20 protein-coding genes are annotated in these 24,847 nt (G+C 72.4%); 6 read left to right on the forward strand and 14 right to left on the reverse strand.

Translation table 11 applies throughout. The annotated features are described in order from the left end of the window. Positions 1 to 7 precede the first annotated feature (7 nt). Both treY and ACFY0U_RS07045 read left to right on the forward strand, forming a co-directional pair. Entirely contained in the window at positions 8 to 2,398 is a 2,391-nt protein-coding gene (gene treY, locus ACFY0U_RS07040; protein ID WP_388631416.1) for a malto-oligosyltrehalose synthase, read from the forward strand. Positions 2,399 to 2,734: 336 nt separating this feature from the next. After that, positions 2,735 to 3,985, forward strand: a complete 1,251-nt coding sequence (locus ACFY0U_RS07045; protein WP_388631418.1) for a M14 family zinc carboxypeptidase — start codon at positions 2,735 to 2,737, stop codon at positions 3,983 to 3,985. 22 nt (positions 3,986 to 4,007) lie between these two features. Here the strand turns inward: ACFY0U_RS07045 and ACFY0U_RS07050 are convergent, their stop codons facing one another. The 3 genes from ACFY0U_RS07050 to ACFY0U_RS07060 all read right to left on the reverse strand — a co-directional run bounded on the left by ACFY0U_RS07050 (position 4,008) and on the right by ACFY0U_RS07060 (position 6,507). Beyond that, entirely contained in the window at positions 4,008 to 4,433 is a 426-nt protein-coding gene (locus ACFY0U_RS07050) for an SSI family serine proteinase inhibitor (RefSeq protein WP_388631421.1), read from the reverse strand. Then, a complete protein-coding gene (locus ACFY0U_RS07055) occupies positions 4,430 to 5,743 on the reverse strand; it encodes a M14 family zinc carboxypeptidase (protein WP_388631424.1) in 1,314 nt (437 codons plus the stop codon). Before ACFY0U_RS07055 ends, ACFY0U_RS07050 begins: the two co-directional genes overlap by 4 nt. A 212-nt stretch (positions 5,744 to 5,955) precedes the next feature. Then, entirely contained in the window at positions 5,956 to 6,507 is a 552-nt protein-coding gene (locus ACFY0U_RS07060) for an FHA domain-containing protein (RefSeq protein WP_046260753.1), read from the reverse strand. Between the two features lie 185 nt (positions 6,508 to 6,692). On the opposite strand from ACFY0U_RS07060, the gene treZ reads away from it, so the two are divergent. After that, a complete protein-coding gene (treZ, locus tag ACFY0U_RS07065) occupies positions 6,693 to 8,438 on the forward strand; it encodes a malto-oligosyltrehalose trehalohydrolase (RefSeq protein ID WP_388631427.1) in 1,746 nt (581 codons plus the stop codon). Positions 8,439 to 8,465: 27 nt separating this feature from the next. On the opposite strand, the gene ACFY0U_RS07070 is transcribed toward treZ, so the two are convergent. Continuing rightward, positions 8,466 to 9,401: an aminoglycoside phosphotransferase family protein gene (locus ACFY0U_RS07070; protein WP_388631429.1), complete on the reverse strand. Its 936-nt coding sequence runs from the start codon at positions 9,399 to 9,401 to the stop codon at positions 8,466 to 8,468. A gap of 48 nt (positions 9,402 to 9,449) precedes the next feature. Further along, a complete protein-coding gene (locus tag ACFY0U_RS07075) occupies positions 9,450 to 10,571 on the reverse strand; it encodes an aminopeptidase P family protein (protein ID WP_388631432.1) in 1,122 nt (373 codons plus the stop codon). A 282-nt stretch (positions 10,572 to 10,853) separates the two neighbouring features. Between ACFY0U_RS07075 and ACFY0U_RS07080 the strand changes: the two genes are divergently transcribed. Beyond that, the gene (locus ACFY0U_RS07080; RefSeq protein WP_388631435.1) at positions 10,854 to 11,597 is read left to right on the forward strand and encodes a phosphodiesterase; all 744 of its coding nucleotides are present in this window, start codon (positions 10,854 to 10,856) and stop codon (positions 11,595 to 11,597) included. Here ACFY0U_RS07080 and ACFY0U_RS07085 read toward each other — a convergent pair. The 3 genes from ACFY0U_RS07085 to cyc2 all read right to left on the reverse strand — a co-directional run bounded on the left by ACFY0U_RS07085 (position 11,590) and on the right by cyc2 (position 16,660). After that, a complete protein-coding gene (locus tag ACFY0U_RS07085) occupies positions 11,590 to 12,174 on the reverse strand; it encodes a PDZ domain-containing protein (RefSeq protein ID WP_388631438.1) in 585 nt (194 codons plus the stop codon). The genes ACFY0U_RS07080 and ACFY0U_RS07085 overlap by 8 nt on opposite strands. Before the next feature lie 258 nt (positions 12,175 to 12,432). Further along, positions 12,433 to 14,310: an O-aminophenol oxidase PhsA gene (phsA, locus tag ACFY0U_RS07090; protein ID WP_388631441.1), complete on the reverse strand. Its 1,878-nt coding sequence runs from the start codon at positions 14,308 to 14,310 to the stop codon at positions 12,433 to 12,435. A 187-nt stretch (positions 14,311 to 14,497) separates the two neighbouring features. Then, positions 14,498 to 16,660, reverse strand: coding sequence for a germacradienol/geosmin synthase Cyc2 (gene cyc2 / locus ACFY0U_RS07095; protein WP_388631444.1), 2,163 nt, complete (start codon positions 16,658 to 16,660; stop codon positions 14,498 to 14,500). Between the two features lie 169 nt (positions 16,661 to 16,829). Here cyc2 and ACFY0U_RS07100 point away from each other — a divergent pair, with 169 nt between their 5' ends. Then, positions 16,830 to 18,065 carry an endonuclease/exonuclease/phosphatase family protein gene (locus tag ACFY0U_RS07100; protein WP_388631446.1) on the forward strand — a complete coding sequence of 412 codons (1,236 nt, stop codon included), beginning with the start codon at positions 16,830 to 16,832 and terminating at the stop codon, positions 18,063 to 18,065. 14 nt (positions 18,066 to 18,079) lie between these two features. Here ACFY0U_RS07100 and ACFY0U_RS07105 read toward each other — a convergent pair whose 3' ends face one another. Genes ACFY0U_RS07105 through ACFY0U_RS07120 form a run of 4 tightly spaced genes read right to left on the reverse strand, consistent with a single transcriptional unit; the run spans position 18,080 to position 21,553 of the window. Next, entirely contained in the window at positions 18,080 to 18,829 is a 750-nt protein-coding gene (locus tag ACFY0U_RS07105; protein WP_388631449.1) for an ABC transporter ATP-binding protein, read from the reverse strand. Between the two features lie 47 nt (positions 18,830 to 18,876). Then, on the reverse strand, positions 18,877 to 19,743 hold the full coding sequence (locus ACFY0U_RS07110) for an ABC transporter permease (protein WP_388631452.1): 867 nt from the start codon (positions 19,741 to 19,743) through the stop codon (positions 18,877 to 18,879). 38 nt (positions 19,744 to 19,781) lie between these two features. Then, positions 19,782 to 20,576, reverse strand: a complete 795-nt coding sequence (locus tag ACFY0U_RS07115; protein ID WP_388631455.1) for an ABC transporter permease — start codon at positions 20,574 to 20,576, stop codon at positions 19,782 to 19,784. After that, positions 20,573 to 21,553 (reverse strand): ABC transporter substrate-binding protein, encoded by a 981-nt coding sequence (locus ACFY0U_RS07120; protein ID WP_388631458.1) that lies wholly within the window; start codon positions 21,551 to 21,553, stop codon positions 20,573 to 20,575. The genes ACFY0U_RS07115 and ACFY0U_RS07120 overlap by 4 nt, the downstream gene beginning before the upstream one ends. Positions 21,554 to 21,677: 124 nt before the next feature. On the opposite strand from ACFY0U_RS07120, the gene ACFY0U_RS07125 reads away from it, so the two are divergent. Then, the gene (locus ACFY0U_RS07125) at positions 21,678 to 22,934 is read left to right on the forward strand and encodes a cytochrome P450 (RefSeq protein ID WP_388631461.1); all 1,257 of its coding nucleotides are present in this window, start codon (positions 21,678 to 21,680) and stop codon (positions 22,932 to 22,934) included. Here ACFY0U_RS07125 and ACFY0U_RS07130 read toward each other — a convergent pair. Both ACFY0U_RS07130 and ACFY0U_RS07135 read right to left on the reverse strand, forming a co-directional pair. After that, the gene (locus ACFY0U_RS07130; RefSeq protein WP_388631464.1) at positions 22,927 to 24,099 is read right to left on the reverse strand and encodes a damage-control phosphatase ARMT1 family protein; all 1,173 of its coding nucleotides are present in this window, start codon (positions 24,097 to 24,099) and stop codon (positions 22,927 to 22,929) included. The genes ACFY0U_RS07125 and ACFY0U_RS07130 overlap by 8 nt on opposite strands. Positions 24,100 to 24,121: 22 nt before the next feature. Then, entirely contained in the window at positions 24,122 to 24,769 is a 648-nt protein-coding gene (locus tag ACFY0U_RS07135; protein ID WP_388631467.1) for a ScbR family autoregulator-binding transcription factor, read from the reverse strand. Positions 24,770 to 24,847: the final 78 nt, after the last annotated feature.

Here is a 24,847-nt window from a genome sequence, read left to right on the forward strand (position 1 = left end):
GGTTTGCATGACACCTGAGCGACCCGACCCGGTGGTGCCGACCGCCACGTACCGGCTGCAGTTGCAGCCCGAGTTCCCCTTCGACGCCGCGGCGGCCGCCGTGCCGTACCTGGCCACGCTCGGCGTCTCGCACCTGCACCTGTCCCCCGTCCTGGAGGCGGTCCCCGGCTCCGCGCACGGCTACGACGTCGTGGACCACGCGCGCGTGCGGGCCGAACTGGGCGGCGAGGAGGGCCTGCGCGCGCTGGCCGGCACCGCGCGGGAGCACGGGCTGGGCCTGGTCGTGGACATCGTGCCGAACCACATGGCCATGGCCCCGCGCCACAACCGCGCCCTGTGGGAGGTGCTGCGGGAGGGCCCCAAGTCGCCGTACGCGCGATGGTTCGACATCGACTGGGAGGCGCAGGGCGGACAGGTGCTGCTGCCGGTGCTGGGCGGCCCGCTCGGCTCGGTCGTCGGTGATCTGCGGGTCGACGGCGACGTCCTGCGCTATTTCGACCACGTCTTCCCGTTGCGCGAGGGCACCGAGGAGCTGCCGCTGCCGCAGCTCCTGGACGCGCAGTGGTACCGCCCGGTGTGGTGGCGGCTGGCCCGGACAGAGCTCAACTACCGGCGCTTCTTCAGCATCTCGGAGCTCATCGGGGTGCGGGTGGAGGACCCGGAGGTGTTCGAGGCCACCCACGCCAAGATCCTCCAGCTGCTTCACGAGGGCGTGGTCGACGGGCTGCGGATCGACCACCCCGACGGTCTCGCCGACCCCGACGCGTATCTGCGCAGGCTGCACGAGGCGACCGGCGGCCGCTGGACGGTGGTGGAGAAGATCCTCGCGGACGGGGAGGCGCTGCCGGCGTCCTGGCCGGTCGCGGGCACCACCGGGTACGACGCCCTGCGGCACATCGACGGCGTGTTCACGGACCCGGCCGGCTTCGGCGAACTCCTGGGCCAGTACCGCCGGTTCGCGGCCCCGCAGACGGACCGGGGCGGTGACTGGGAGGCGACGGTGCGGCGGGCGGCGTACAAGGTGCTCGCGCACGAGCTGGCCGCCGAGACCGAGCGGCTGACCCGGGTGGCGGTCCGGCTGTGCGCCACGTCCCCGGAGCCCGCGCTGCGCGACCGGGCGCCGTGGGCGCTGCGCACCGCCCTTCAGGAGCTGCTGGTCCGCATGGAGGTCTACCGGCCCTACGGCTCGGTCGACGCCGCCTCCGTCGTCACCGAGGAGGCCGCGGAGGAGGCCCGGCAGGCGTTCGTGGTGCCCGAGGAGGCCGGTGCGGTGGACGTGGTCCGCGATCTGGTGCTGGGGCGGGCGGGTGAGGGGCCCGAGCACGTGGAGTTCGGGACCAGGTTCGCGCAGACCTCGTCGGCGTTGCGGGCCAAGTCCGTGGAGGACACGGCGTTCTATCGCTATGTGCCGTTGCTGTCGGCGACCGAGGTGGGCGGGAATCCGGGTGCTCCGGCGGTGTCCCCGGACGACTTCCACGCGTACTGCGCGCGCGTGCAGCGCGACTGGCCGGCGACCGGGACGGTCGTGTCGACGCACGACACCAAGCGCAGCGCCGACGTTCGGGCCGCGCTGGCCGTGCTCACCGAGTGCCCGCAGCGCTGGGCCGACGTCCTGGCCGAGGTGACCCGCACCGGCGAGGGCGTGCCCGACGCTCAGCTGGCGTGGGCGGCCTGGCAGACGGTGTTCGGGCTCGGCCCTGCGGATGTGGAGCGGGTGCGGCAGGCGCTGCTGAAGCATGTGCGCGAGGCCGGGCTGTACACGAGCTGGACGGAGCAGGAGCCGGCGTACGAGGAGGCGGTGGCGGCTTTTATCGCGGCGGGTCCTTCCGGGGCGCCGGGCGAGCATGTGGCCGCCTTCCGGAGCGCGCTGGGGCCCTCCGTCCGGGCGAACATGCTCGGTACGGCGCTGCTCCACCTGACGATGCCGGGGGTGCCGGACCTCTACCAGGGCACGGAGGCCGAGTACCGGGCCCTGGTGGATCCGGACAACCGCCGCCCCGTGCGCTTCCCGCCCGAGGAGCCCGGCGAGAAGGGCGCGCTCACCGCGGCGGCGCTGCGGCTGCGCGCACGGCGCCCCGCCGTGTTCGGCGATTCGGCGACGTACGCCCCGCTGGCCGCCGAGGGCCCGGCGGCGGCCCACTGCCTGGCGTTCGCCCGCTCCGGGGAGGTCGTCACCGCCGTGACCCGGCTGTCGCTGCGGCTGGCGGAGGCGGGCGGCTGGCGCGAGACCCGGTTGCCGCTGCCGCCGGGACGATGGGCCGATGTCCTGTCTCCGGAGCGGGAGTTCACGGGGCACGCGCGCGTGGCGGAGCTCTTCGAGGGGGTGCCGGTGGCGTTGCTGGAGCGGGTGGGAGCGGAAGGCGAAGGAGTCGACCCGGCCGGTTCGCCTCGGGCGTAGGCGCCCTCGTCGCACGCCGTCGCACGGTCCGGCCTCCGGCTTGTGACGGCGTGCGCTCCCGGAGCCCGGGCCGGGCGGCCGGCGCGCGGTGACGGGCGACGGCGCGCGCTCGGTCCACCCCGTGAACGGCCGTCGGAAGCGGTCCGGAGGGGCGTGCCGACGCCCGGGTCCGGCCCCATCCGACCCCGACACCCCTGCTGGCACCCACCGTCCTTCCTGCTGGCGGTAAATGCATCTGGGCGCCCCCTGGAGGCTCCCCCGTCATGTGCTTGACACCGCACAGAGGGCGTGGGGTACTGCGGATTGCGAAGCCGGGCGGATGCGGATGTGTCGGGGGTGAGTCTCCTGCCGGAGCTGCGCTACCCCACAGTGACCGAAGTCGTCGCGTCCGCGAGGGCGTTGGCCGCTCGCCGGCCCGCTCTGTGCACCCTGCGACAGGTCGGCCGCTCCCGGGCGGGCAGACCCCTGCATCTGCTGTCCGTGGGCCATGCCCGGCGTGCCGTGCTCGTCGTCGCCGGCGCCCACGCCAACGAGCCGACCGGCGGCGCCACCCTCCTCGATGTCGCCGAACGCGTGGTGAACGAACGGGAGTTGAGGCTGGGCACGTCCTGGCACTTCCTGCTGTGCGCGGACCCCGACGGGGCGAGCCTGCACGTCACGCCCGCGCCGCGCAGCCTCTACGACTACCACCTCGGCTTCTTCCGGCCCGCGGGCCACGAGCAGCCCGAATGGTCCCCGGCGGTGCTGCCGCCGGACCGGCTGCCGCCGGAGACCCGCGCCCTGACCGGCGTCATCGACGAGCTGCGCCCCTACCTCCAGGTGACCCTGCACGGCACCGATCTGGGCGGCAGCTGGGTGCAGCTGACGAAGGACATCCCGGGTCTCGCGGAGCCGTTCGCCAAGTCCGCGGCGGAGCTGAACATCCCGGTGGAGACGGGTGCCTCGGACGCCGCGGGCTGGCCCGCGTCCGGGCCCGGGGTGCATGTGATGCCCGCGCCGGGCGCGGGGGCGGCGTACCCGAGCATGCCGGACGACGCGCGCAACAGCACCTGGTACCACGCGCATCGGTACGGCGGGCTGACCGCGATCGTCGAGGTGCCGATGTGGGCGAGCGACCTGGTCGACGACCCGGCGCCGCATCCGGCACCGGCCGTCGCGCTGCGGCGCCTGGCGGGGCGGCTGCTCCAGGACGCGCGGCAGGTGGAGCGGGTGCTCGCCGACGCCACGCCTCGGCTGCCGGACGTCGACGGGCCGCTGCTGCGGGCCTCCCGGTGGGGCCTGGAATTGGTGCCGGGGCTGGCGGCGGACTGGATGCACACCCCGCCCGCCGACAACACGCGCGCGTACGTGGGCAGCGTGGACGCGTTCGCGCGCCGGCTGCCGCTGCGGGCGGCGTCGATGCTGCTGCGGGTGCTGCTGGAGAACGACGACCGTGCGGCGCCCCGTCTGGAGCGGTTGGTGGCGACCTGGAGCGAGGCCTTCGCGGACCGTTTCCGGGCCCGCTGGGTGCCGTTGGAACACCAGATCGAGCACCAGTCCCGCACGGTGGTGGCAGCGGCACTCCACGCGCGCGCGAGGGCGGCCTGAGCCCCGCCGCCACCAGCCGGAGTCAGGGGACGAGGCCGTCGAGCGCGAACACCGATCCGGTCCGTCCGGCCATCACACAGCCGTTGGAGAAGGTCTCCGTGTAGTCGACCGGCCGCCCGTTCCACTGCCCCTGCGCGCGTGCGGTCACCGGGGCGTAGATCATCGGGCAGTTGGTGTCCTTCACCGGGAGCGCGGCGATGTCGCCGTCCGCCGCCTCCAGTTCCGCGCAGGCCTCGGCCGCTCGCCCGTGTCCCTGGGGCGGGTCGCACAGCAGCAGCGTGCCGCGGGTGTCGCTGGAGCGGGCGTCGCCCTGGGTGACCGTCAGGAAGAGCCCGTCGTCGGCGCGGGAGTCCTCGGGTGCCGCCTGCGCGGGGGCCGTGGTGGCGAGGAGGAGGGCGGCGGCGAGGAGAGTGCCTCGTGCCGCCTTCGATGCGGTGCGGTTCGTCATTCCAGATGCATCGGCACCGCCGCCTGTGATCCCCACCCCGACTCACCCGAACGGGAGCCCACGCGCGTGTGCCGCACGGCCAGTTCGAACACGGTCTGCACCACCCGCGTCTGGTACTCCACCTGGCGTGCGACGGGGATCCAGCGTGCCCCGCAGCCGTCGCGGTAGTCGGCGCACCACTCGTCGATGAGGCGGTCCAGCTCGGGCAGGGCACCGGCCGGATCGGTCCCGGCGGCCGTCACGAGCTGGTGCAGCAGGCCCGCGGTGCGCAGCGTCAGGCGGCGGCCGGAGATCCGCAGGGCGGCCAGATGGCCGGTGCTGAGGGGCGGCAGCGGATGGGAGCCGTCGTCGACGTCGGGGTCCCAGGAGTCGGCGATGCCGGGGCAGACCAGTAAATAGTCGTCGACCGGTGCGAGCAGCCGCTCCGCGTCCGGGGCGGCGGCGACGAAGGGGCGGACGCGCGCGAAGAGGCGCTCCAGGCGCTGGGTGTCGTGGCGCAGGGTGTGGCTGACGGTCCGCAGCACGGCGGCCGCGTCGGCGGGCGGGGAGCCGTCCTCGACGGCGGGTACGCCCCACATGGGCGCCTCGACGATCGCGGTCACGGTGCCGTACCGGTGGGGGTGGTACCAGGTCGACTCGACGGCGGCCTCGGTGATGGCGGCGGCCAGGTCGCCGCGGCGGGGCGGCGGGATCCGGAAGACGGCGGGTCCCAGGACCGGCCAGTACAGGGTGTCGTAGGGGCCGAGTTCGCGTGGGATGCCGAGGCGGGCCGCGTGGTGGGCGACGCGGCCCGCGAGGCCGGGCAGGTCGTGGGTCAGCTCGACGAAGCCGCCGCCCACGTCGACGCCGTGCAGGGAGCACTGGAGGAAGGGGCGCAGTTCGTCCTGGAGGTCGAGCAGCGCGCGGGTCTCGGGCAGGGTGACGGCGTCGGCGCCGTCGGGCAGCCACTCGGGCTGTTCCAGGAAGCCGGGCCGGAAGAAGTTCCGGAAGTGCCGGCCGAGGGTGTACGGGCCGTGCAGCCAGCCCTCGTTGCGGCGCAGCCCGTCGGGGTCGAGGCTGAGCAGCAGGTTCCAGGTGGCGTCGGCGCCCTCGGTGAGCACGGGGTCGGCGAGGGCGCGTTCGGCGAGCCGCAGGACGGTGCCGCCGCCCACGGGTTCGTTGGCGTGCGGGCCGGCGACTATGAGGGCCTGGTGGGTGCCGTGGCCGATGGACAGCAGCCACAGCGGCGTGCCCGCGCGGGACGTGCCGACCGTGCGCAGTCTGGCGTCGCCGGGGTGGCGGGCGACGAGTGCGGACGCCCGGGCGCCCAACTCGTCGACGGTCGGGTAGCGGAGGAGTGGCGGCAGGGCACACCTCCACGAATTTGGTGCCGTCGGTTCACCTGGTGTGCATGGTGTACGCACAGTGAGTCACGACTTGTGGGGTACGTCAACACCGCGTTCGGCAAAGGGATCTGAGCCCTCGACAGGACGTAAACCCCAGGCCAGAGCTAAGGTTCGGCTCAGTTCGCGGACGGCCGGGCTCAGTCGGCGGAGAGCCGGAACCACATCCGGCCGAAGCCGATCTGGTCGCCCTCACGGACCACGGCGGCCCCGATGACGCGCCGTCCGTTCACCGTCGTGCCATTGGTCGAACCGAGGTCCCGCAGCACCCACATGCCGCCCTGGCGGCTCAGCTCGGCGTGCACCCGGGACACCGTCTCGTGGGTCAGCCTCAGGCCGTTGGCGGGGTCGCGGCCGATCCGCAGCGGATAGCCGTTGCCGGGGTGCGGCAGCAGCAGCTTGGGGAGCCGCTCGGCCTGCCAGGCGCGGCGCAGCCGCTGGGTGAAGCCGGAGACCGCCTCCACGGAGCCGAACACCAGCCGGGAGAAGCGTCCCTCGGAGGGCAAGTCGGCGGTGAGCGCCGCGAGTTCGTCCGAGCGGCGGGCGGCGAGCGCCAGCTCCATGCGCCGGATGAACGTGTCGTGCGACAGCCGACCCATGGCGACGCCGTCACGGAGCACGTTCAGCGCCTTGTCGCGCTCCGCGTCGGAGAGCCGCGCGGGATACGTGTTGAACTCGAAGGACGACGTCACGTTCGTGATTGTCGGGCAGTGAACGCCGGGTGTCCAGAAAACGTGAGAACAGCCGCCACGCGCGTACACGTGACGCCACCTGCCACGACACCCGCCGCAAAAGGGAAGATTCAAAAGCGGATCGGTTCCGTTTGAAGCACGATGGACGGGCTACATCACGGTGAGCAGACGAAGGGGAACCGTCCGTGCAGTTCGAGGTGTGGGCACCGCAGGCCGACCGTGTGACGCTCCAGTGCGACGGCGCCACGCGCGCGTTGGAACGCGATCCTGAGCGGACCGGATGGTGGCGAGGCGAGGCGGAGGCACAGGACGGCTCGCGGTACGGCTTCGCGCTGGACGACGGTCCCGTGCTGCCGGACCCGTGCTCGCGTCGGCAGCCCGACGGCCCGGACGGGTTGAGCGCGGTCGTCGACCAGGGGCGGTACACGTGGCGCACGGAGTGGTCCGGACGGCCGCTGCCGGGCGCGGTCCTGTACGAGCTGCACGTGGGCACGTACACGCGTGAGGGCACCTTGGAGGCGGCCGCCGAGCGCCTCGGGCATCTCGTCGAACTGGGCGTCACGCACGTGGAGTTGATGCCCCTGTGCCCCTTCCCCGGCCGGCACGGCTGGGGGTACGAGGGCGTGTCGCTGTGGGCCGTGCACGAGCCGTACGGCGGGCCCGAGGGGCTGAAACGGTTCGTCGACCGGGCGCACGAGCTCGGTCTCGGGGTGGTCCTGGACGTCGTACACAACCATCTGGGGCCGTCGGGCAACTACCTGCCCGCGTTCGGGCCGTACTTCACGGACACCCACCACACACCGTGGGGTTCGGCGGTGAATCTGGACGCGCCCGGGTCGGACGAGGTGCGGGCGTATCTGCTCGGCAGCGCGCTGGCGTGGCTGCGGGACTACCGGATCGACGGGCTGCGTCTGGACGCGGTGCACGCGCTGGCGGACACGCGCGCGTGCCACTTCCTGGAGGAGCTGTCGACGGCGGTGGACACGCTCGCCGCCGAGACGGGCCGGCCGCTGTTCCTGATCGCCGAGTCCGACCTGAACGACCCGCGGCTGATCACCTCCCGCGCGGAGGGCGGACTGGGGCTGCACGCGCAGTGGAACGACGACTTCCACCACTGTCTGCACACCGCGCTGACCGGCGAGTCCCAGGGCTACTACGCCGACTTCGGCCGCGCCCCCCTCGCCGCGCTGGCCAAGACGCTCACCGGCGGGTACTTCCACGACGGCACGTACTCGAGTTTCCGGGGCCGCCGGCACGGGCGCCCGCTGGACCGTTCGCGGGTGGCCGCGCACCGGCTGCTCGGCTACAGCCAGACCCACGACCAGGTGGGCAACCGCGCCCAGGGCGACCGGCTCTCGGCGAGCCTCTCCCCCGGGCTGCTGGCCTGCGCGGCGACGCTGACGCTGACCGCTCCGTTCACGCCGATGCTGTTCATGGGCGAGGAGTGGGCGGCGGGGACGCCCTGGCAGTTCTTCACCGACCACACCGATCCCGAGCTGGCGGAGGCCGTACGGCGGGGCAGGCGGCGGGAGTTCGCCGCGCACGGCTGGCGGGAGGAGGACGTGCCCGATCCGCAGGACCCGGCGACCCGGGACCGCTCCTGCCTCGACTGGTCCGAGCCCGCACGCGAACCCCACGCGCGCGTACTGGACTGGTACCGCCGGCTCCTCGCGCTCCGCCGCGAACAGGCCGACCTCACCGACCCCGACCTCGCCGACACGAAGGTGGCGTACGACGAGCGGGGGCGCTGGCTGGCCTTCAGGCGCGGGGACGTGCGGGTGGCGGTGAATCTGGCCAAGGGGCCCGCCGCGATCCCCCTGGGGCCGCGTCAGGCGCGTGTACTGGCCGCCTGGGAGCCCGTGGAGGGGCCGGGGGCGGACGGGGTGCTGCATGTGCCCGGGGAGTCGTGCGTGGTGCTCCTCCAGGAGTGAGGGACTCGGCGCGCGTGAGGGGCGCGGTCACTCCTCCTCGTCGCCCTCCCGCAGTTCCGTCACCCGCTCCAGCAGGATCGCCTCCCAGGCGTTCCCGAGCTGCACCCGCAGCTCCGCGAGCGGCGTGGCGCCGCGGCCCTCCAGGCGTTCGGCGAGGTGGACGACCGCGTCGCAGCGGGCGAGCCACAGGCCGCGCAGACAGGGGCGGGCGCCGTAGCCGGCGAGCGTGGCGGCACGGACGGCGGCGGGGGAACCGACGGCGAGGGCGAGTCCCGCGATGTCCTCGGCGGGGTCGCCGACGATCGCCTCCGCCCAGCCGAGCACGCCGCGTACCCGGCCGTCGGCGCTGACCACGAGGTGGTCGCCGGTGAGTCCGTGGTGGACGAGGACGGCCGTGCCGGGCTGGGCGGCGAGCTGGACGGCGGCCGCCTGGGTCAGCTGGTGCAGACGTCCCGGGTCGAACTCGTCGGCGGCGGCGAGGAGTCGGGCGGAGCGTTCGGCGGCTCGGCGCAGCGCCTCCAGGGAGCGCGGGGCGGTGCGCGGGACGCCGAGGGTCTCGGCCTGCCGGACGGGCACCTCGCGCAGTCCGGTGAGCAGCGCGGCCAGGTCGGCCTCGCCGACGGCGGAGACGTCGTGCTCACGCGCGGTGCCGCCGGGGACCAGGGCGTCGAGCGTGTAGGTCAGCCCCGGCGTCCACTCGCCGTGGGCCACGCTCGTCGGAACGGCGGGCGGAACGTGCGGGCGGACGAGGTCGCGCAGCCGCAGTTCGCGGCGCTGGCGCAGGGCGGCCTCGCGGTCGGGGGCGAGGCGCAGCACATGGCGGGTGCCGACCCACCAGGTGGCGGGCTCGGCGCTCTCGGCGACGGGCCGGACGTCGGGTCCGGCGCCGGCGGAGGCGTCCTTGAGGAGGGAACGGACCAGCCGGCGGACGGTGTCCGCGGTGGGTGTCGGTGCCTGGGTCATGGTCGCGCCGTAGTCACTCGGGGGTGTGCTGGGGCTCCTGATGGCTGCTCAGTCCACTATGACCATGTCTCGGGTCGTGTCGTTGAGGCGGCGGCCGCCGTCCTCGGTGACCGTGACGATGTCCTCGATGCGCACCCCGAAGCGTCCCGGCAGATAGATGCCGGGTTCGACGGAGAAGCACATGCCGGGGACGAGGGGCTGCTGTTCGCCCTCGATCATGTACGGCGGTTCGTGCGTGGTGACGCCGATGCCGTGGCCGGTGCGGTGGATGAAGTACGCGCCGTAGCCGGCGTCGGCGATGACCTTGCGGGCCGCCCGGTCGACCTCCTGGCAGGCGACGCCGGGGCGCACCGCGCGGAAGCCGGCCTCCTGGGCCTCGCGCACGAGGTCGTGGACCCGGCGTTCCTCGTCGGTGGGTTCGCCCACGTGGACGGTGCGGGAGGTGTCGGAGCCGTAGCCGTCCTTGAGGCCGCCGAAGTCGAGGACGACCATGTCGCCGCGCTCGATGACCCGGTCGCCGATCTCATGGTGCGGGTTGGCGCCGTTCGGGCCCGAGGCGACGATGGTGAAGTCGACCTGGGAGTGTCCGAAGCGGCGCAGCAGAGCGGCGAGGTCGGCGGCGACCTCGGACTCCCGGCGGCCGCCGAAGGGAACCTTCCGGATCTCCTCGAACGTTGCGTCAGCGGCCGCTCCCGCGGCCGCCAGCAGCTCCAGCTCCGCCGTGTCCTTGACGGCCCGCAGCATCGGCAGGGCGTCGGTGAGGGAGGCGTACGAGGTGCCGGGGAGCGCCTTCTGGAGCCCCAGCAGGTGCATCGCCCAGGCGTTGTCGCTGATGCCGAACCGGCCGCCGGAGTCGAGGAGGGCGGCGGTGGCGGCGTAGGGGTCCTTGCCGTCGGTCCAGTCGCGCAGGGTCAGCGCGGGCGCGCCGGTGGCGTGCGCGGCGTCCGGGGCCTCCAGGGTGGGCACGACGAGGACGGGAGCCTGGCCGGCGGCGAGGACCAGCAGGGTGAGCCGTTCGGTGATCGCGGTCGGGGTGTAGCCGGTGAGCCAGACCAGGTCCGGGCCGGGTGCCACGAGGAGTCCGGCCAGTCCGGCGTCGGCGGCCGCCCGGGCGGCGCGCTCCATGCGGGCCCGGTAGTCGTCGGCGGTGAAGGGCGTACTGCCGGTCATCCGGGCCTCCCAGGGCAGGCGATGAGACTACGGGCAGCATCCTGCCCGGACAGCGGGGGCGGCGCGAGCCGGTTCACGGTGTTTGCCGGGGGTGCGGCGGGCGCGGGGGGTGTTCGCGAGGGTCCGTCGGCCATGGCAGGGGCCGGGTGCCGGACGAACACACCGGTCTCGTCGCCGACCAGCGATTGTCCGGGATTAACGGTTATCGATTGCGCAAGCATTAGCCACAGTGCTTGGATTCACGTACGTGATGAGGGTCGATCTCCGGGGAGGCACACGACCGTGCTCGTGCTCGCGCACATCAGCGATCTGCATCTGGACGGAAGCGAACGGGCCACGGAGCGCGCGGAGCTGGTGCGCGACCGGCTGTGGGGCCTGCCGGGGCGGGTGGACGCGCTGCTGGTGACGGGGGACATCGCGGACCACGGCGCGGAGGCGGAGTACAAGGAGGTCGCGCGGATCCTCGGCGACGCGCCGTTCCCGGTGCTGACCTGCCCGGGCAACCACGACAGCCGAGCCCCGTACCGCAAGGCCCTGCTCGGGCTGCCGGCGGCGGACGGGCCGGTCAACAGCGTGCGGGTCTTCGACGACGCCGCGGTGCTGATGTGCGACTCCAGCATCCCGGGCCAGGACGAAGGGGCCCTGGAGGAGGAGACGTACGACTGGATCGAGGCGACGCTGGACGACCTCGGCGGGGAGCGGCGCGCACTGCTCGCTTTCCACCACCCGCCGGTCGCACTGCACCACCCGCTGCCCGACTCCTATCCGTTGCGGGAGCCCGACCGGCTGGCCGCGCTGCTCGCACGCCGCCCCGGGATCGCCGGGATCATCACCGGCCACGCCCACACGCCCGCCGCGACCGTCTTCGCCGGGCGGCCGCTGGTGGTCGGTCCGGGGGTGACGTGGACGCTGCGGATGCCCTGGGAGGGGGAGCAGATCGCGGACCGGGACGCGCCGGTCGGGTTCGCGTTCCACATCCTCGACGACACGGGGCGGCTCACCAGCCACTTCCGGGTCGTCACGTGACGATTCCGGGTACGGCGGTCAACTGCTGGTAGCCGCCGCTCTGATGACGGACCGTCAAGGTGATCTCCTTGCCGGGGCGGGTGTCGGCGACGGCGCGGGCGAGGTCGGCGGCCGAGTCGACGCGGGCCTTGCCGACCTGGAGGAGTACGTCGCCCCGCACCAGGCCCGCCGCGAAGCCCGGACCCGGCACATGCACGCCGACGATCAGGGCGCCCGCCTTCGCGGCGTCGACGGCCTCCACACCGAGGGTGGCCGTGGGCGGGGCCGGCGCGGGGGTGGGCGACGCGGCGGACGGCGAGGGCGACGACGGGTTCGAGCGGGTCGAGACGGGCGGGGTGCGCTCCAGCTGCCGCTGCATCTCGGCGAGTCTGCTCATGCCGATCACCGTGGCGCCGACCGTGCCGAGGCCGACGCCGGACAGCACCAGGACCGTGCCGACGAACAGCGCGAGCAGCAGGGTCCGCAGCTTTCGGGCGCGGCGGGGTGCGGCGTGCGGGTGCCGGGCGGCACGGGGTCTGCTGCCGCCCCCCGGCTCCTGGCCGGGCATCGGCTTCGGACGCAACGCGGTCTGTTCCATGGCTTGCCTCCGGCTGGGGGCACCGCCCACGCCCTTGAGGCAGTGGGGGAACGGGGTCGCTCCCGGCTGGTGGCTACCCGGGACGGCGGCGCCTGACGAGCCACGAACGAGTGAGACTGACCGGTGGTCAAGAACGGGAAGCCATGGGTGTTCGGGCCGCTCAAGATCGTGTGCGTTCGGCACTCGGCCGGTCTGCCGTCCGACGTCACGCGCCCGTACCCGGTCCGTCGGGTACGGGCGCGTGACGTGCCACCGGGGTCAGCCCGTGTGCCCCTCCCCGTGCCCGCCGTGGTGGCCGGCGCCGTGGTCGAACTTCAGGGCCTCGGGCGGCAGGACGACGAAGGGCCGCATCATGCCCATGTCCTCGTGCTCCAGGAAGTGGCAGTGGTACATGAACCGGCCGTACGCCCCGTCGAACCTGCCCATGATCCGCAGCATCTGGTTGCCCGGGACGCGGTAGACGTCCTTGTGGCCGAGCTCGTTGGGCGCCAGCGGGATCGTCCGGGTCGGGTCGTACGCGATCGGTGTGCGGGTGCCGCCCACCGCCTGGTCGAAGCCCGTCACCACGTACGGGTCCCGCCCCAGCGCCTGGAAGTCGGCCAGGTGGATGTGCATCGGGTGCGGAATCGGCGCGAGGTTGAGGAAGCTCCACTGCTCGTGGCTGCCCTCGGCGATGGTGAAGCCCAGTCCGTCGTTGAAGGTCCGGGCCGTGCGCCGGTACGTCTTCGTGGTGCCGTCGGGACCGGTGACCTGGATGATCCCCTCGGCCGGGAACGGGATGCCGCTCGCGTCCTCGACCTCGGCCATCTCCCAGATCTCGGGATGTCCGCCGGCGCCCTTGGTGCCGGGCGGCGTGAGCACGATCAGCCGGTGGCCGTGCGCCACGTCGTGCGTGATCCGGCGGAAGGAGCCCGAGAGCACCTCGGGCAGCTCGAAGGTGTCGGTCTCGCAGGACTCACGGACCCGGAACTCCATGACCGCCGGGTAGCGCACATTGCCCACCGGGTCGGGTACGCCCACGGGCTGGTTGGGCCCCTTGTTGACCAGCCGGAGCCTGCGGCCCGCGAGGCCGCGGAAGTCGACCAGCAGGTCGAAGCGTTCGGCCGGGGCGGCCGTCAGGGTGGGCAGCGCGCCGTCGAAGTCGATCGGCACGGGCCGCGGCAGCAGCCCGCCGTCGCTGCCGATCTGGTGCACGATGCCCGGCACCGGACGGTCGTCCTCGTCCACCAGGACCAGGTCGTAGATCCGCGCGTTGGACGCGTTCACCAGGCGGAAGCGGTACCAGCCGTCGTCCACGTCGGCGTACGGCCAGATACGGCCGTTGACCGTGGTGTACGGGCCGAGGAACGGTGTCGTGACCGGCTTGCCCGTCTCCGGGTGGGACGGGTTCACCACGACCGTCTTGTGCAGCAGCCGGCCGTTGAGCAGTCCGTCCTCGTCGGTGTCGAGGTTGCGGTCGGCGAGCAGCAGCGGGATCTCCCGCTCCCCGTAGGGGAGATGGAGGGCGTCCTCCTCCTCGTCACGGACGAGGTAGGTGCCGTACAGGCCCGCCATCACGTTCCACCGCGTGATGTTCATGGCGTGGTCGTGGTACCACCACTGGACCGCCTGGTGGTCGTTCGGGTACTCGGAGAGCTGGGCGTCGCCGAATCCCACGGCGTTGTCCGCCCAGCCGTCGTTGCCGCCGCCCGTCTGGGCGCCGTGCAGATGGGTCACCGACCAGGCGGGCAGGGCGGCCACGTCCGCGCTGGGCTTGACGCCGCCGCGGCCGGGCTCGGTGGTGGCGGGCGGGGCGCCCGCCGGGCGGACCGGTACCTCGACGGCGGTGACCGGGTATTCGCTGCCCTTGGGAACGCGGTTGGTCCAGGCGATGCGGAGCCGCTGTCCGCGCCGCACCTCGATGGTGGGGCCGGGCACCAGACCCTCGTACCCCCACATCAGGGTCGGTGGCAGTTGCGGGTGCAGCCGGACCCAGGTCGGCTGAAGGGCGATCTCCGTCTCGCGCAGCACATCGCCGGTGGCGGGCTTCAGGACGGGCGGGACGGGCAACGGCGCGACATACGGCGCCAGTTCGCCCGGCGCCGCCTTCTGCTCCCCCTTGTCGCTCTCCGTGATCCTCTCGATGATGTCGGTCAAGATCGAACACCCCCGTGTGTTCTGCGGTCTTGTTTCCCTCACCCCGGAAGACCCCTGGCGCATCGCCGACGTTCCCTGAATATCCCGTTCCGCACGAGAAGGTCCGAAAACCGCGCCTGGAAGCGCGAACTCCCGTTGTCAGTGGCGGCTGTTACGTTCGGTGACAGGACTGAACCCGGAGTGCCGGTCAGCCGGTGAGCGACAGCGGCAGGGCCGGCGGCCGGTCCGGGAGGAAGCCGTGGGACCGGCGGGACTGGTATTCGGCCTTGTAGCGGTCGACGCTGCGGTGCCAGTGCAGGATGCCCGCCATCCAGTTCCGGAGGTCGGCCACGTAGTCGCCCATGATCTCGCGCGCCTCGTCCGAGAGGCCGAAGTCGTCGTAGACGATGGGCAGTTCGTGCGCGACGACGTGCTGGAACTGCTGCATGCGCTGGGTCATCAGGTCGTGGACGACATCGAGCGCGGACGGGTAGTCGACGCCGAAGAAGTTCTGCACCACGAGGATCGCGTTGTGGACCTCGCCCTCGTACTCGATCTCCTTCTGGTACGAGAAGACGTCGTTGATGAGCATGCCGTAGTCGATGGCCGCGTTCTCCAGCGAGCGGACCGGGCCGCTGCGGTAGACCTCCGGCGGGACGGCGGAGCCGTGGCCCATCCGGGACAGGCTCAGGGTGAGGTCGGAGCCGAAGGTGGCGCGGCGCATCTCCAGGTAGTCGACCGGGTCGGGGATGCGGTTCTGGAGCTGGTTGGAGAGCTCCCAGACCCAGCTCTCGGTCATCACGTTCACCGAGTCCTTGAAGGTGCGCCGCTGCTCCGGTGTCATCTGCGCCGCCGTGCGCCGCCACAGGTCGATCAGGCCGCGCTCCATGCCGTTGAGGGGCTCCGGAACCGCCTCGCCCGCCACCGGCATGCAGTCCGACAGCCGCTGGGTGATCAGCCGGGCGGCGGCGAGGTCGCGGCGGTGGCCGAAGACGAGCGGGTAGTAGTCGTCGCCGTACGTCCCCCAGGCGAGCCACTGCGCGCTGAGGTCGAGGGCCTCGGGTGTCGCGTCGGGGTCGAGTCCCGCCGAGCACAGCGGCAGGTCGGCCGCGGCGAGCCGGTCCTCGTCCCAGACGCCCTCCTGGAGCATGCCCATGCGGTGCATCCACTCGGTGAGCCGGGGGCGGGCGCCGGGCAGATGCGGGCAGAGCTCGACCTCGAAGGGCATGAGGAAGTCGGGGAGCCGGGACGGACCGACCTTCTGGTACGGCACATGCGTGTACGCCCGCATCCGTTCCGCCCCGGCCGAGGCGAGGAGCGCTCCGATGTCGGCGGCGGAGGTACCCGGGCCGGTGAGGCCCTGCCAGGGCGAGGTGGAGGTGGCGCCCTCGTTCATGTAGCGGCTGGAGCGCAGATGCCACTCGTGGCCGCCGGACTGCCAGTCCTGAAGTCCCTTGGTGTAGGCGGCGACCGCGGCGACCTCGGCCGGGGAGAGACCTTTCTCCAGGGCGAGCGCGGGCACTTCGGTGAGGGCGGTGTGCTCGAACTGGTGGAGCCGGGAGGTGAGGATGTCGTTGACGGTGTCGGCGGCCTGCTGGGTGGTGCAGCCGAAGAAGGTCTCCAGGACCAGCACACCGTTGCTGTTCTCCCCCTCGTGCTCGACCTCCCGCTGGTAGGAGAAGAGGTCGTTGCGCAGATGGACGGCGTCGGAGAACGTCTCCATCAGGACCCTCAGCGGCCTCGACTCCGCGACGGCGACGGGCACTTCGGCGCTCGCGTACTCGACGAGCCCCGCCGACCAGGGGGCGCCGCCCACCTTGCGGCGCATCTCGATGTACTCGACGGGGTTGGCGATCCGCCCCTCGTTGATGTTGGACAGTTCCCACAGGGACTCGTTGAGGAGATGCTCGGTGGCGACGGCGAAGCGGCGGCGCCAGTCGGCCGACATGGCCGGCACGGTCCGCGTCCACAGGTCGGCGAGGCCCGCCTCGACGGGGTTCTGCGGCTCGGGCATCGGGGTGGCGAGGTCCATCGGCATGAACAGGGGCAGCCGGTCGAGGTAGGCCTTGCCGCCGGCGCGGTCCTGGGTGCGTTTGAAGATCTCCAGGAAGTGGTCGTCGAAGAAGAAGACCCACACGTACCAGTCGGTGATCAGCGACAGGGCCGGGCCGTCGCAGTCGGGATGGGTGTAGGCGCAGAGCAGTCCGTAGTCATGGGCGTCGAGGTCGGACTGCTCCCAGACCCCGGATCCCTCCAGCATCCCCATGTCGCGTGCCCACCGGGTCGAGTGGGCGCGGGCCTCGTCGACGTACGGGTTCAGCCGCGCGGGATACGGCATGTAGAAGTGCGGGAGTTCGAAGGGCTGCGTCATGGGCGGGGCCCTACCCAGGCCCTTCCGGAGGCATCCGCGGCACGGCACATGATCACACCATCGCGTGAATCAGGGCTGAACTCGGGAGTTCTCGACGGGTCTTGTGGCGTTCATCTCTACGCGCGCAGACTTCACCCGTTCACGTGTCCCCTCCCTGACCGGAGTCCCGATGAACCACGACCACAGAGCCTTCTCCCGCCGGACCGCGCTCGCCGCCGTCGCCGGTGCGGCACTCGCCGGATCCACCGCGGTCCCCGCCTCGGCGACCGGCCGCCGCACCGTCCGCTTCGCCACGTTCAACGCGTCCCTGAACCGCGGCACCCAGGGCGCGCTCGTCACCGACCTGTCCACCCCGGACAACGCGCAGGCGCGCAACGCGGCCGAGACGATCCAGCGGGTCGACCCGGACGTCCTGCTGATCAACGAGTTCGACTTCGACGACGCCGGCACGGCGGCCCGGCTGTTCCTGCGCAACTACCTCGCCGTCGGCCAGAGCGGTGCCAGGCCGATCCGCTTCCCGTACCGCTACACCGCTCCCGTCAACACGGGCGTCGCCTCGGGCGTGGACCTCGACGGGCGCAACGGCGCGGTCACCACGCCCGGTTCGGACGCGTACGGCCAGGACGCCTTCGGCTACGGCTGGTTCCCGGGGCAGTACGGCATGCTCGTGCTCTCCAAGCACCCGATCGACGCCCGCGCGGTGCGCACCTTCCAGCACTTCCTGTGGAAGGACATGCCGGGCCATGTGATGCCGCCGGGCTACTACAGCGACGAGGCCCGCGCGATCTTCCGGCTGTCCTCCAAGAGCCACTGGGACGTGCCGGTGCGGATCGGCCACTCCACCGTGCACTTCCTGGTCTCCCATCCGACCCCGCCCACCTTCGACGGCCCCGAGGACCGCAACGGCCGGCGCAACCACGACGAGATCCGCCTGTGGGCCGACTACATCTCCGGGCCGCGTCGCAGCTCCTACCTGTACGACGACAAGGGGCGGCGCGGCGGGCTGCGCCCGGGGTCGCGGTTCGTGATCGCGGGCGACCTCAACGCGGATCCGTACGACGGGGACAGCTACGACCACGCCGTACGGCAGCTGCTGGAGCACCCGGCGATCCGGCTGCCCGCCACCCCGCCGGCGAGCGCGGGAGGGGTGGAGGCGGCGCGTTCGCAGGGCGGCGCCAACGCCTCGCACGTCGGGAACCCGGCGTACGACACGTCCGACTTCAACGACAACGCGCCCGGGAATCTGCGGGTCGACCACGTCCTGCCGTCCAAGGGCCTGGAGCCGGTGGGGAACGGGGTGTTCTGGCCGACGTCGGACGATCCGCTGTACCGGCTGGTCGGGGGCGGGACGAATGTGCCGACCTCGGACCACCGGCTGGTGTGGCAGGACGTGCGGGTCGGCTGACGGGAGAGGGGCTTCTAGGTGCCCCGTACCGCCCGTCCGACCTCCGCTCTGAGCGCCACGAACTCCGGGAGTCCCCGGGTCCCGATCTGCTCGCGCTTGCCCGGCAGTTCGACCGGCAGGTCGAGGACGACGCGGGAGCCGGGGCCCGGGGACAGGACGACGACGCGGTCGCCGACGTAGACGCTCTCGTCGATGTCGTGGGTGACGAACACGATGGTCGTGCCGTCGGTGCGGTGCACCTCCAGCAGGAGGTCCTCCAGATCCTCGCGGGTCTGGGCGTCCAGGGAGCCGAAGGGTTCGTCCATGAGCAGCAGCGAGGGGCGGCAGACCAGGGCGCGGGCGATGGCGACGCGCTGCTGCATGCCGCCGGAGAGCTGCCAGGGGTGGCGTCCGGCGGCGCCGTCGAGGCCGACGCGTTCCAGGATGCGTGCGGCCTCGGCACGTCGCTCGGCCCGGCGGAGGCCGCGGCGGCGCAGCGGGAGGGCGACGTTGTCGCGGACGGTGAGCCAGGGGTAGAGCGAGCGGCCGTAGTCCTGGAAGACGACCGCGAGCCGGTCGGGTACACCGGTGACGGGGGTGCCGTCGACGGTGACCGTGCCCTCGCGGGCGGGCAGCAGTCCGGCGACGGTGCGCAGGAGGGTGGACTTGCCGCAGCCGGACGGGCCGACCACGCACAGGAGTTGACCGTCGGGGACGGTGAGGGTGAGGTCGGTGAGGACCGGGTGGTCGCCGTAGTACTGGCCGACCGCGTCGAGGCGGAGCATGTGCGGGTGTCACCTGGCCCGGGGGTCGTGGGGTGGCTCGGTAGGGGTCATGCGGTCGTCCTCCCGCCGCCGACGAGGCGTCTCTCGATCGCCAGCAGGCCGGTGTTGAGCAGATGGCCGAGGGCGCCGAGCAGGACCAGGGCCGCCCAGACGGTGAGCAGGTCGGAGCGGGTCTGGGCGTCGGTGAGGGTGAAGCCGATGCCGTTGGCGGTGCCCGGGAGCAGTTCCGAGAAGACCATGAGGATCAGGGAGAGGGAGAGGCTCAGTCTCAGGCCCGCGAAGATGCGGGGCAGCGCGGAGGGGAGGATGAGGAAGCGGAGCCGTTCGAGGGGGTTCAGCCGGAGCACGGCGGCGACGTCGAGGCGCAGCGGGTCGGTGTTGCGGGCGCCTTCGGCGGTGTTGATGAGGACCGGCCAGACGGCGCTGAAGGCGATCGACGCGATCTGCATCGGCGTACCGAAGTCGAGGACCACGACGAAGACCGGGACCAGCGCGGGTGGCGGGACGGCGCGGGCGAACTGGAGGACGGGGTTGCACAGGGCGTACGCGCGCCGCGAGCGGCCGACCGCGACGCCGAGCGCGATCCCGGCGACGGCGGCGAGCCCGAACCCGGCGCCCATCCGGCCGAGGCTGGGCAGGATGTCGGCGACGGCGGCCTCGGAGAGGAACGCGTGGCGGAGGGGACCGGAGAACCACAGCTCGTGCACGTGGCGTGCGATACGTCCGGGCGGCGGGAAGTAGACGCTGCCGTGCGCCCGGGCGGTCACCTCCCAGAGGGCCACGGCGACGGCGAGAACCAGCCAGCGCAGAAGGGCGTGCCGCAGGCCGGTCGGGGGGCGCCGGCGCAGCGCCGTTTTCGAGGACCGGGGCCCGGCCGTGCCATCCGGTGGCCTGCGGCGGGTGGAGCGTGGCAAGCGTGGCCCCACAGGCAGTGGACCGGCGCCATGCCGCTTCATGACGCCACCCCGGCCCCCCGGTGCGCCGGTGTCCACGGGAACAGCCTTCGTTCCGCCCACACCAGCACCCCGTTGATGACGAGCCCGAGGGTCCCTGCCCAGACCACGCCGGCGAGGACGTCGCGGGTGCCGTCGGTGGCGAGGCCTGCCTGGGCGATGTAGATGCCGAGGCCCTCGCCGAAGCCGGCGAGGATCTCCGTGGCGACGGCGAGGATGAGGGCGACGGCGGCCGAGATGCGGATGCCGGCGGCGATGAAGGGGGCCGTGCCGGGGAGTTCGACGCGCAGGAGGACCGACAGACGGCCGAAGCCGAAGGCGCGCAGGGTCTCCTTGGCGAGGGGGTCGGTCTCGCCGAGGCCGTAGACGGTGTTGAAGAGGATCGGCCACACGGAGGCGTAGGTGACGAGCGCGACCTTGGTCTCCGTGCCCGAGCCGAGCAGCAGGGAGACCAGCGGGATCAGCGCCACGGACGGCAGCGGCCGCAGGAACTCCACGATCGCGCGTACGGCGGCGTCGACGACGGGCACGCTGCCGAAGAGCAGGCCGAGCGGGACGGCGATGGCGCAGGCCAGTCCGAGTCCGAGCGCCCAGGCCCGCAGAGTGGCGCCGACTCCGTCCAGGAACGCGCCGTCGCCCGCCAACTCCACTGCTCTGCCGAGGACTTCGGAGGCCGGCGGGAAGTAGCTGCGGCGGACGACCCCGGCGCGGCTCACCGCCTCGCACACCCCGAAGGCGAGCAGCACGCCGAGAACGCCCAGCCACCACTCCCGCAGCCGCCCTGTCCGCTTCACCGCACCAGCAACGTCGCCGGATCGATCAGCTTGCTCAACATCCCTTGTTTCCTCATCAGTTCGGTGAGCCGGGCGATCTGTGCCGCGTCCATGGTCGCCGGGAAGAGCGGCAGGTCCATCGACTCGGCCTGTTGCTCGGTCACCTTGGTGTAGGTCGGCAGCACCTCGCGCACGGCCCCGGGGTCCGCCTCGGCGATCTTCACGGCCGCCTTGAGGGCCCGTTGGAACGCGGCCAGCGCCTCGGCGTTCTTCGAGGCGTACCTCTGGGTGGTGATGTATCCGCTGAGCGGGATGGACTCGACCGGCGCGGACGCCCCGTCCACGAGGACCCGGGCCCCCAACTCGTCCTGGATGGCGCTGTCGTAGGGCTCGACGGCGTGCACGGCGTCGACCTGTCCCTTGTCCAGGGCGGCGCCCATCTGCGGGAAGGGGATCTGCCGGTAGTCGGGCTCACCGGGGGCGCCCTGTTCCGCGAGGATCTCGTTGAAGGTCAGCGTCTGGACGTTGTTGAGGACGTTGACGGCGAGTTTGCGGCCCGTGAGGTCGGCGACGGACTTGATGTCGGAGTCGTTCGGCACCAGCACGTCCATCATCTTCGGCGCGGCCCTGATCGACTCGGCGACGATACGGATGTCGAGGGTGCCCTTCTCGTGGGCCTGGAAGTAGGTGACGTAGTTCGCGCTCGCGACCATGTCGATCTGCCCCTTGGACAGGGGCGGCAGCGCCTGGAGGCTCTGCTGGATCTGCTGGACGCGGACGTCCAGGCCCTCCTTCTCGAACAGGCCCCGGTCCCGCGCGATGTAGAGCATGGCGCAGTCGACCAGGGGCAGCGCGGCCACGGTGACCGTGCGCCGCCCGCCGTCCGAGGACGTGGAGTCGTTGTCGTTGTCGTCGCCGCAGGCCGTGAGCGCGACCGCGAGGGCGATCGCGGCGGCCGCCGCCTTTCCTCTTCCCGAACACCATGGACGTGACGCCATTCGGGCATGATGTCGCCCCGCTTGGCATGATCACTACACAAAAGCAAGCCAACAAAGCGCCACCCGCGGCCATGCACCCGTACGCCGCCTTGCCGCGCGTCTCCTCCCGGGTCACCGTGGTCGCATGACCCCTACCCTGGCCGGGCTCGACGTGTTCGATCCGCGACGGTACGCCGACGGTGTGCCGTACGACGCCTATCGCGTGCTGCGCGACCGCCACCCGGTGGTGCGGCAGGACGAGCCCGAGGTGCTGGGGTGGCCGGCCGGGCCCGGGTTCTGGGCGGTGACGCGGCACGCGGATGTCGCCCGGGTGCTCAAGGACTCGGCGACGTACTCGTCGTCCCTGGGCGCGACCCAGATCCGCGATCCCGATCCGGAGGACCTGCCGTTCATCCGGCGCATGATGCTCAATCAGGACCCGCCGCAGCACGGGAGGTTGCGGCGGCTGGTCAGCCGGGCGTTCACGCCGGGGCGTATCGGCCGGTTCACGCAGGTCGCCGAGGAGCGGGCCCGGACGCTGTTCGCCCACGCTCTGGAGACGGCCCGCGCCGGGGACGGCACCGTCGACCTCGTCGCGGCGGTGACCGACGACTACGCCCTGCTCAACCTGGCCGATCTGCTCGGCGTCCCGAAGACGGAGCGCGGGCTGCTGCTGCACTGGACGCAGCGGGTCATCGGCTACCAGGACCCCGACGAGGCCGGCGTCCCGGTGCTGGACGCGGCGGGCAAGCCGGTGAACCCCCGGTCGCCCGCGCTGCTCAAGGACATGTTCGCGTACGCCCGCCAACTCGCCGCCTACAAGCGGCGCTACCCCGCCGACGACGTGATGACCACGCTCGCGCACGACGCCGAACTCGCCGACGCCGAGCTGGAGATGTTCTTCTTCCTGCTCACCGTCGCCGGCAACGACACCGTCCGCAGCGCGGCACCCGGCGGACTGCTCACCCTGGCCGAGCACCCGGAGTCGTACGAACGACTGCGCGTCGGCAGCCACGAACTCACCACCGCCGTCGACGAGTTGCTGCGCTGGCACCCGCCCGTGCTCACCTTCCGCCGCACCGCCACGCAGGACACCGAGCTGGCGGGGCGGCGGATCCGCGCGGGCGAGAAAGTGGTGGTCTTCCACGCCTCCGCCAACCGCGACGAGCGGGTCTTCGAGGACCCGGACCGGCTGGATCTGTCGCGTACACCGAATCCGCACCTGTCCTTCGGGGACGGACCGCACGTCTGCCTGGGCGCGCACTTCGCCCGGCTGCAGTTGCGGGTGCTCTACGCGGAGGCGTTGCGGGTGCTGCCGGTCCTGCGGACGGCGGGACCGGCGAGACGGCTGGTGTCGAACTTCATCAACGGACTCAAATCCCTGCCCGTGCGGGCTATTTGAGCCCTCGCACCTGGATCAGCGCATGCGTGCCCCCGGTCCGCCAGCGCTGTCCCTCCGCCGCCACCAGCGCGGTCTCCGTCGCGGGGGCGAGGCCGGTGATCACGTCGGACTTCAGGGTGCGCAGAGCGGCCACCGGGCCCGGGAAATACGCCGTGACACCGGCGAAGGGTGTCGTGGGCGGCCACATCCGGTCCCCCACCAGGCGGCGGTAGTTGAGGTCGCCCTTGACGACGGTCAGCGCGGCTGCGGCGAACTCGGCCCGAAGGTCGTCCGGCATCGCCTCGTACGGCAGCGGGGCGCAGGAGAAGGGGTGGGCGCGCACGGTGAGGCTGCCGTCGGCCATCGCCGACCACAGAGCACGCCCGTGGTCGGCCGCCGCGCCCGGTGCTCGGGTCAGTCGGCGCACTGCGTCGACCACATCGGCGGTCGTGGCGTCGGAGACGTAGTACGGATACGGCTTGACGTGCAGGATCGCCCGCCGGACCCGTCCCTGGGCGAGGAGGTGGGCGATCAGGAGCAGGTCCGGGACGAGTTCGCGGCCCGCGTTGTCGGCGACGAGACAGAGGGTGTCCGCGCCGTCGAGGAGCGACCACAGGGCGGCGCTGTCGTCGGCGACCAGGCCGGGGACGGCGGCCCGGCCCTCGGCGTCGGCGTCGGACAGCCGGAAGCCGAGGTCCGCGCGGTTGCCCCACAGGGAGCCGTGCAGCAGGGCCGCCGCCTGTTCGTCGGCGGGCCGGCCGTCGAGGGCGTCGAGAGCGGCCAGTTCCTCGTCGGTCTCCGGGGATTCGAGCTCGGCGAGCTTGAAGGGGCGGAAGGGATCGATGCCCTGCCAGGCGCCGGGGCCGAAGTAGCCGACGGCTTCGAGGAGTTGGCGGTAGAACCAGCTCTCCGACCAGAGCCACGGCACGTCGAACCAGGAGCGGCCGGTGTACTCGTCCGCTCCCCAGGCCGCCCATGCGGCGCGGTCCGGCGCGGCGGTGGGGAGCGGTTCGATGACGCCCTTGGTGCAGTTCTCCAGCAGCGCGTCGAGGGCGCGGTGCTGCTCGGGGCCGTAGGGGAAGGCCTCGCGGACCTGCCGGATGATCGCGGGATGCCGCTCGGCGAGCACGCTGTGCGGGAACGAGCCGGGTTCGGAGCCGAGGATCACGGGCGGGGTGTCGGGCATGGGCGCCACGGTACCGCGCGGATCACGTGGTTCTGAGCTCCCGCTCCAGGTGGGTGACGAGGCTCAGATAGCGGGCGCGGCGGGGCACCGGCACCATGCCGCGGATGAGGATGTGCCACAGGCCGGCCAGTCGGCGGGGGTGGCGGGTGACGGGTTCGAGGGAGTGGCCCACGACCCGGGTGCCGACGAGGGACGCGACGAGGGAGTGCGCGGCGGCGTCGACATCGATGTCCGGATGGAGGTCGGCTTCGTTGACCGCGTCGTGGAGTCTGCGGGTGGCGATGCCCAGGCACTGGGTGAAGGGGTGCGGAAGTTCGGGCGGCAGCTCCAGGCCGCCGGTGGCGAGCCGGAGCCCGGCGCTCGGCAGCGGTCCCTCCAGGGACAGTCGCGCCATGCCGAACGTGGAGCGGATCAGGGCCTCGAGCGCGGTGCAGCCGCGGCTGTCCATCTCCTCGGTGAGCCGGTCCAGGTTTCTGAACTGGATCTCCATGATGGCGTGAGCGAGATCCTGCTTCGCCGCGAAGTGGAAGTAGAGTGCGCCCTTCGTGACTTGGGCGTGATCGACGATGTCGCTGAGACTCGTCGACTCGTATCCGCGCCGGTCGAACAGGTCGGCGGCGGCTGCGATGATCGCCGCGCGAGTCTGTTCGGCTCGTAACTGCCTGGCCATAGGCGGGTCTCTCCTGGGGGCGAGAGCGCATGCCCTGAAAAGAACAGGCCATGCCGTTTGTTTCTTACTCCCTGTACA

The sequence above is a fragment of the Streptomyces sp. NPDC001536 genome, from assembly GCF_042894505.1.
GTDB lineage: Bacteria > Actinomycetota > Actinomycetes > Streptomycetales > Streptomycetaceae > Streptomyces.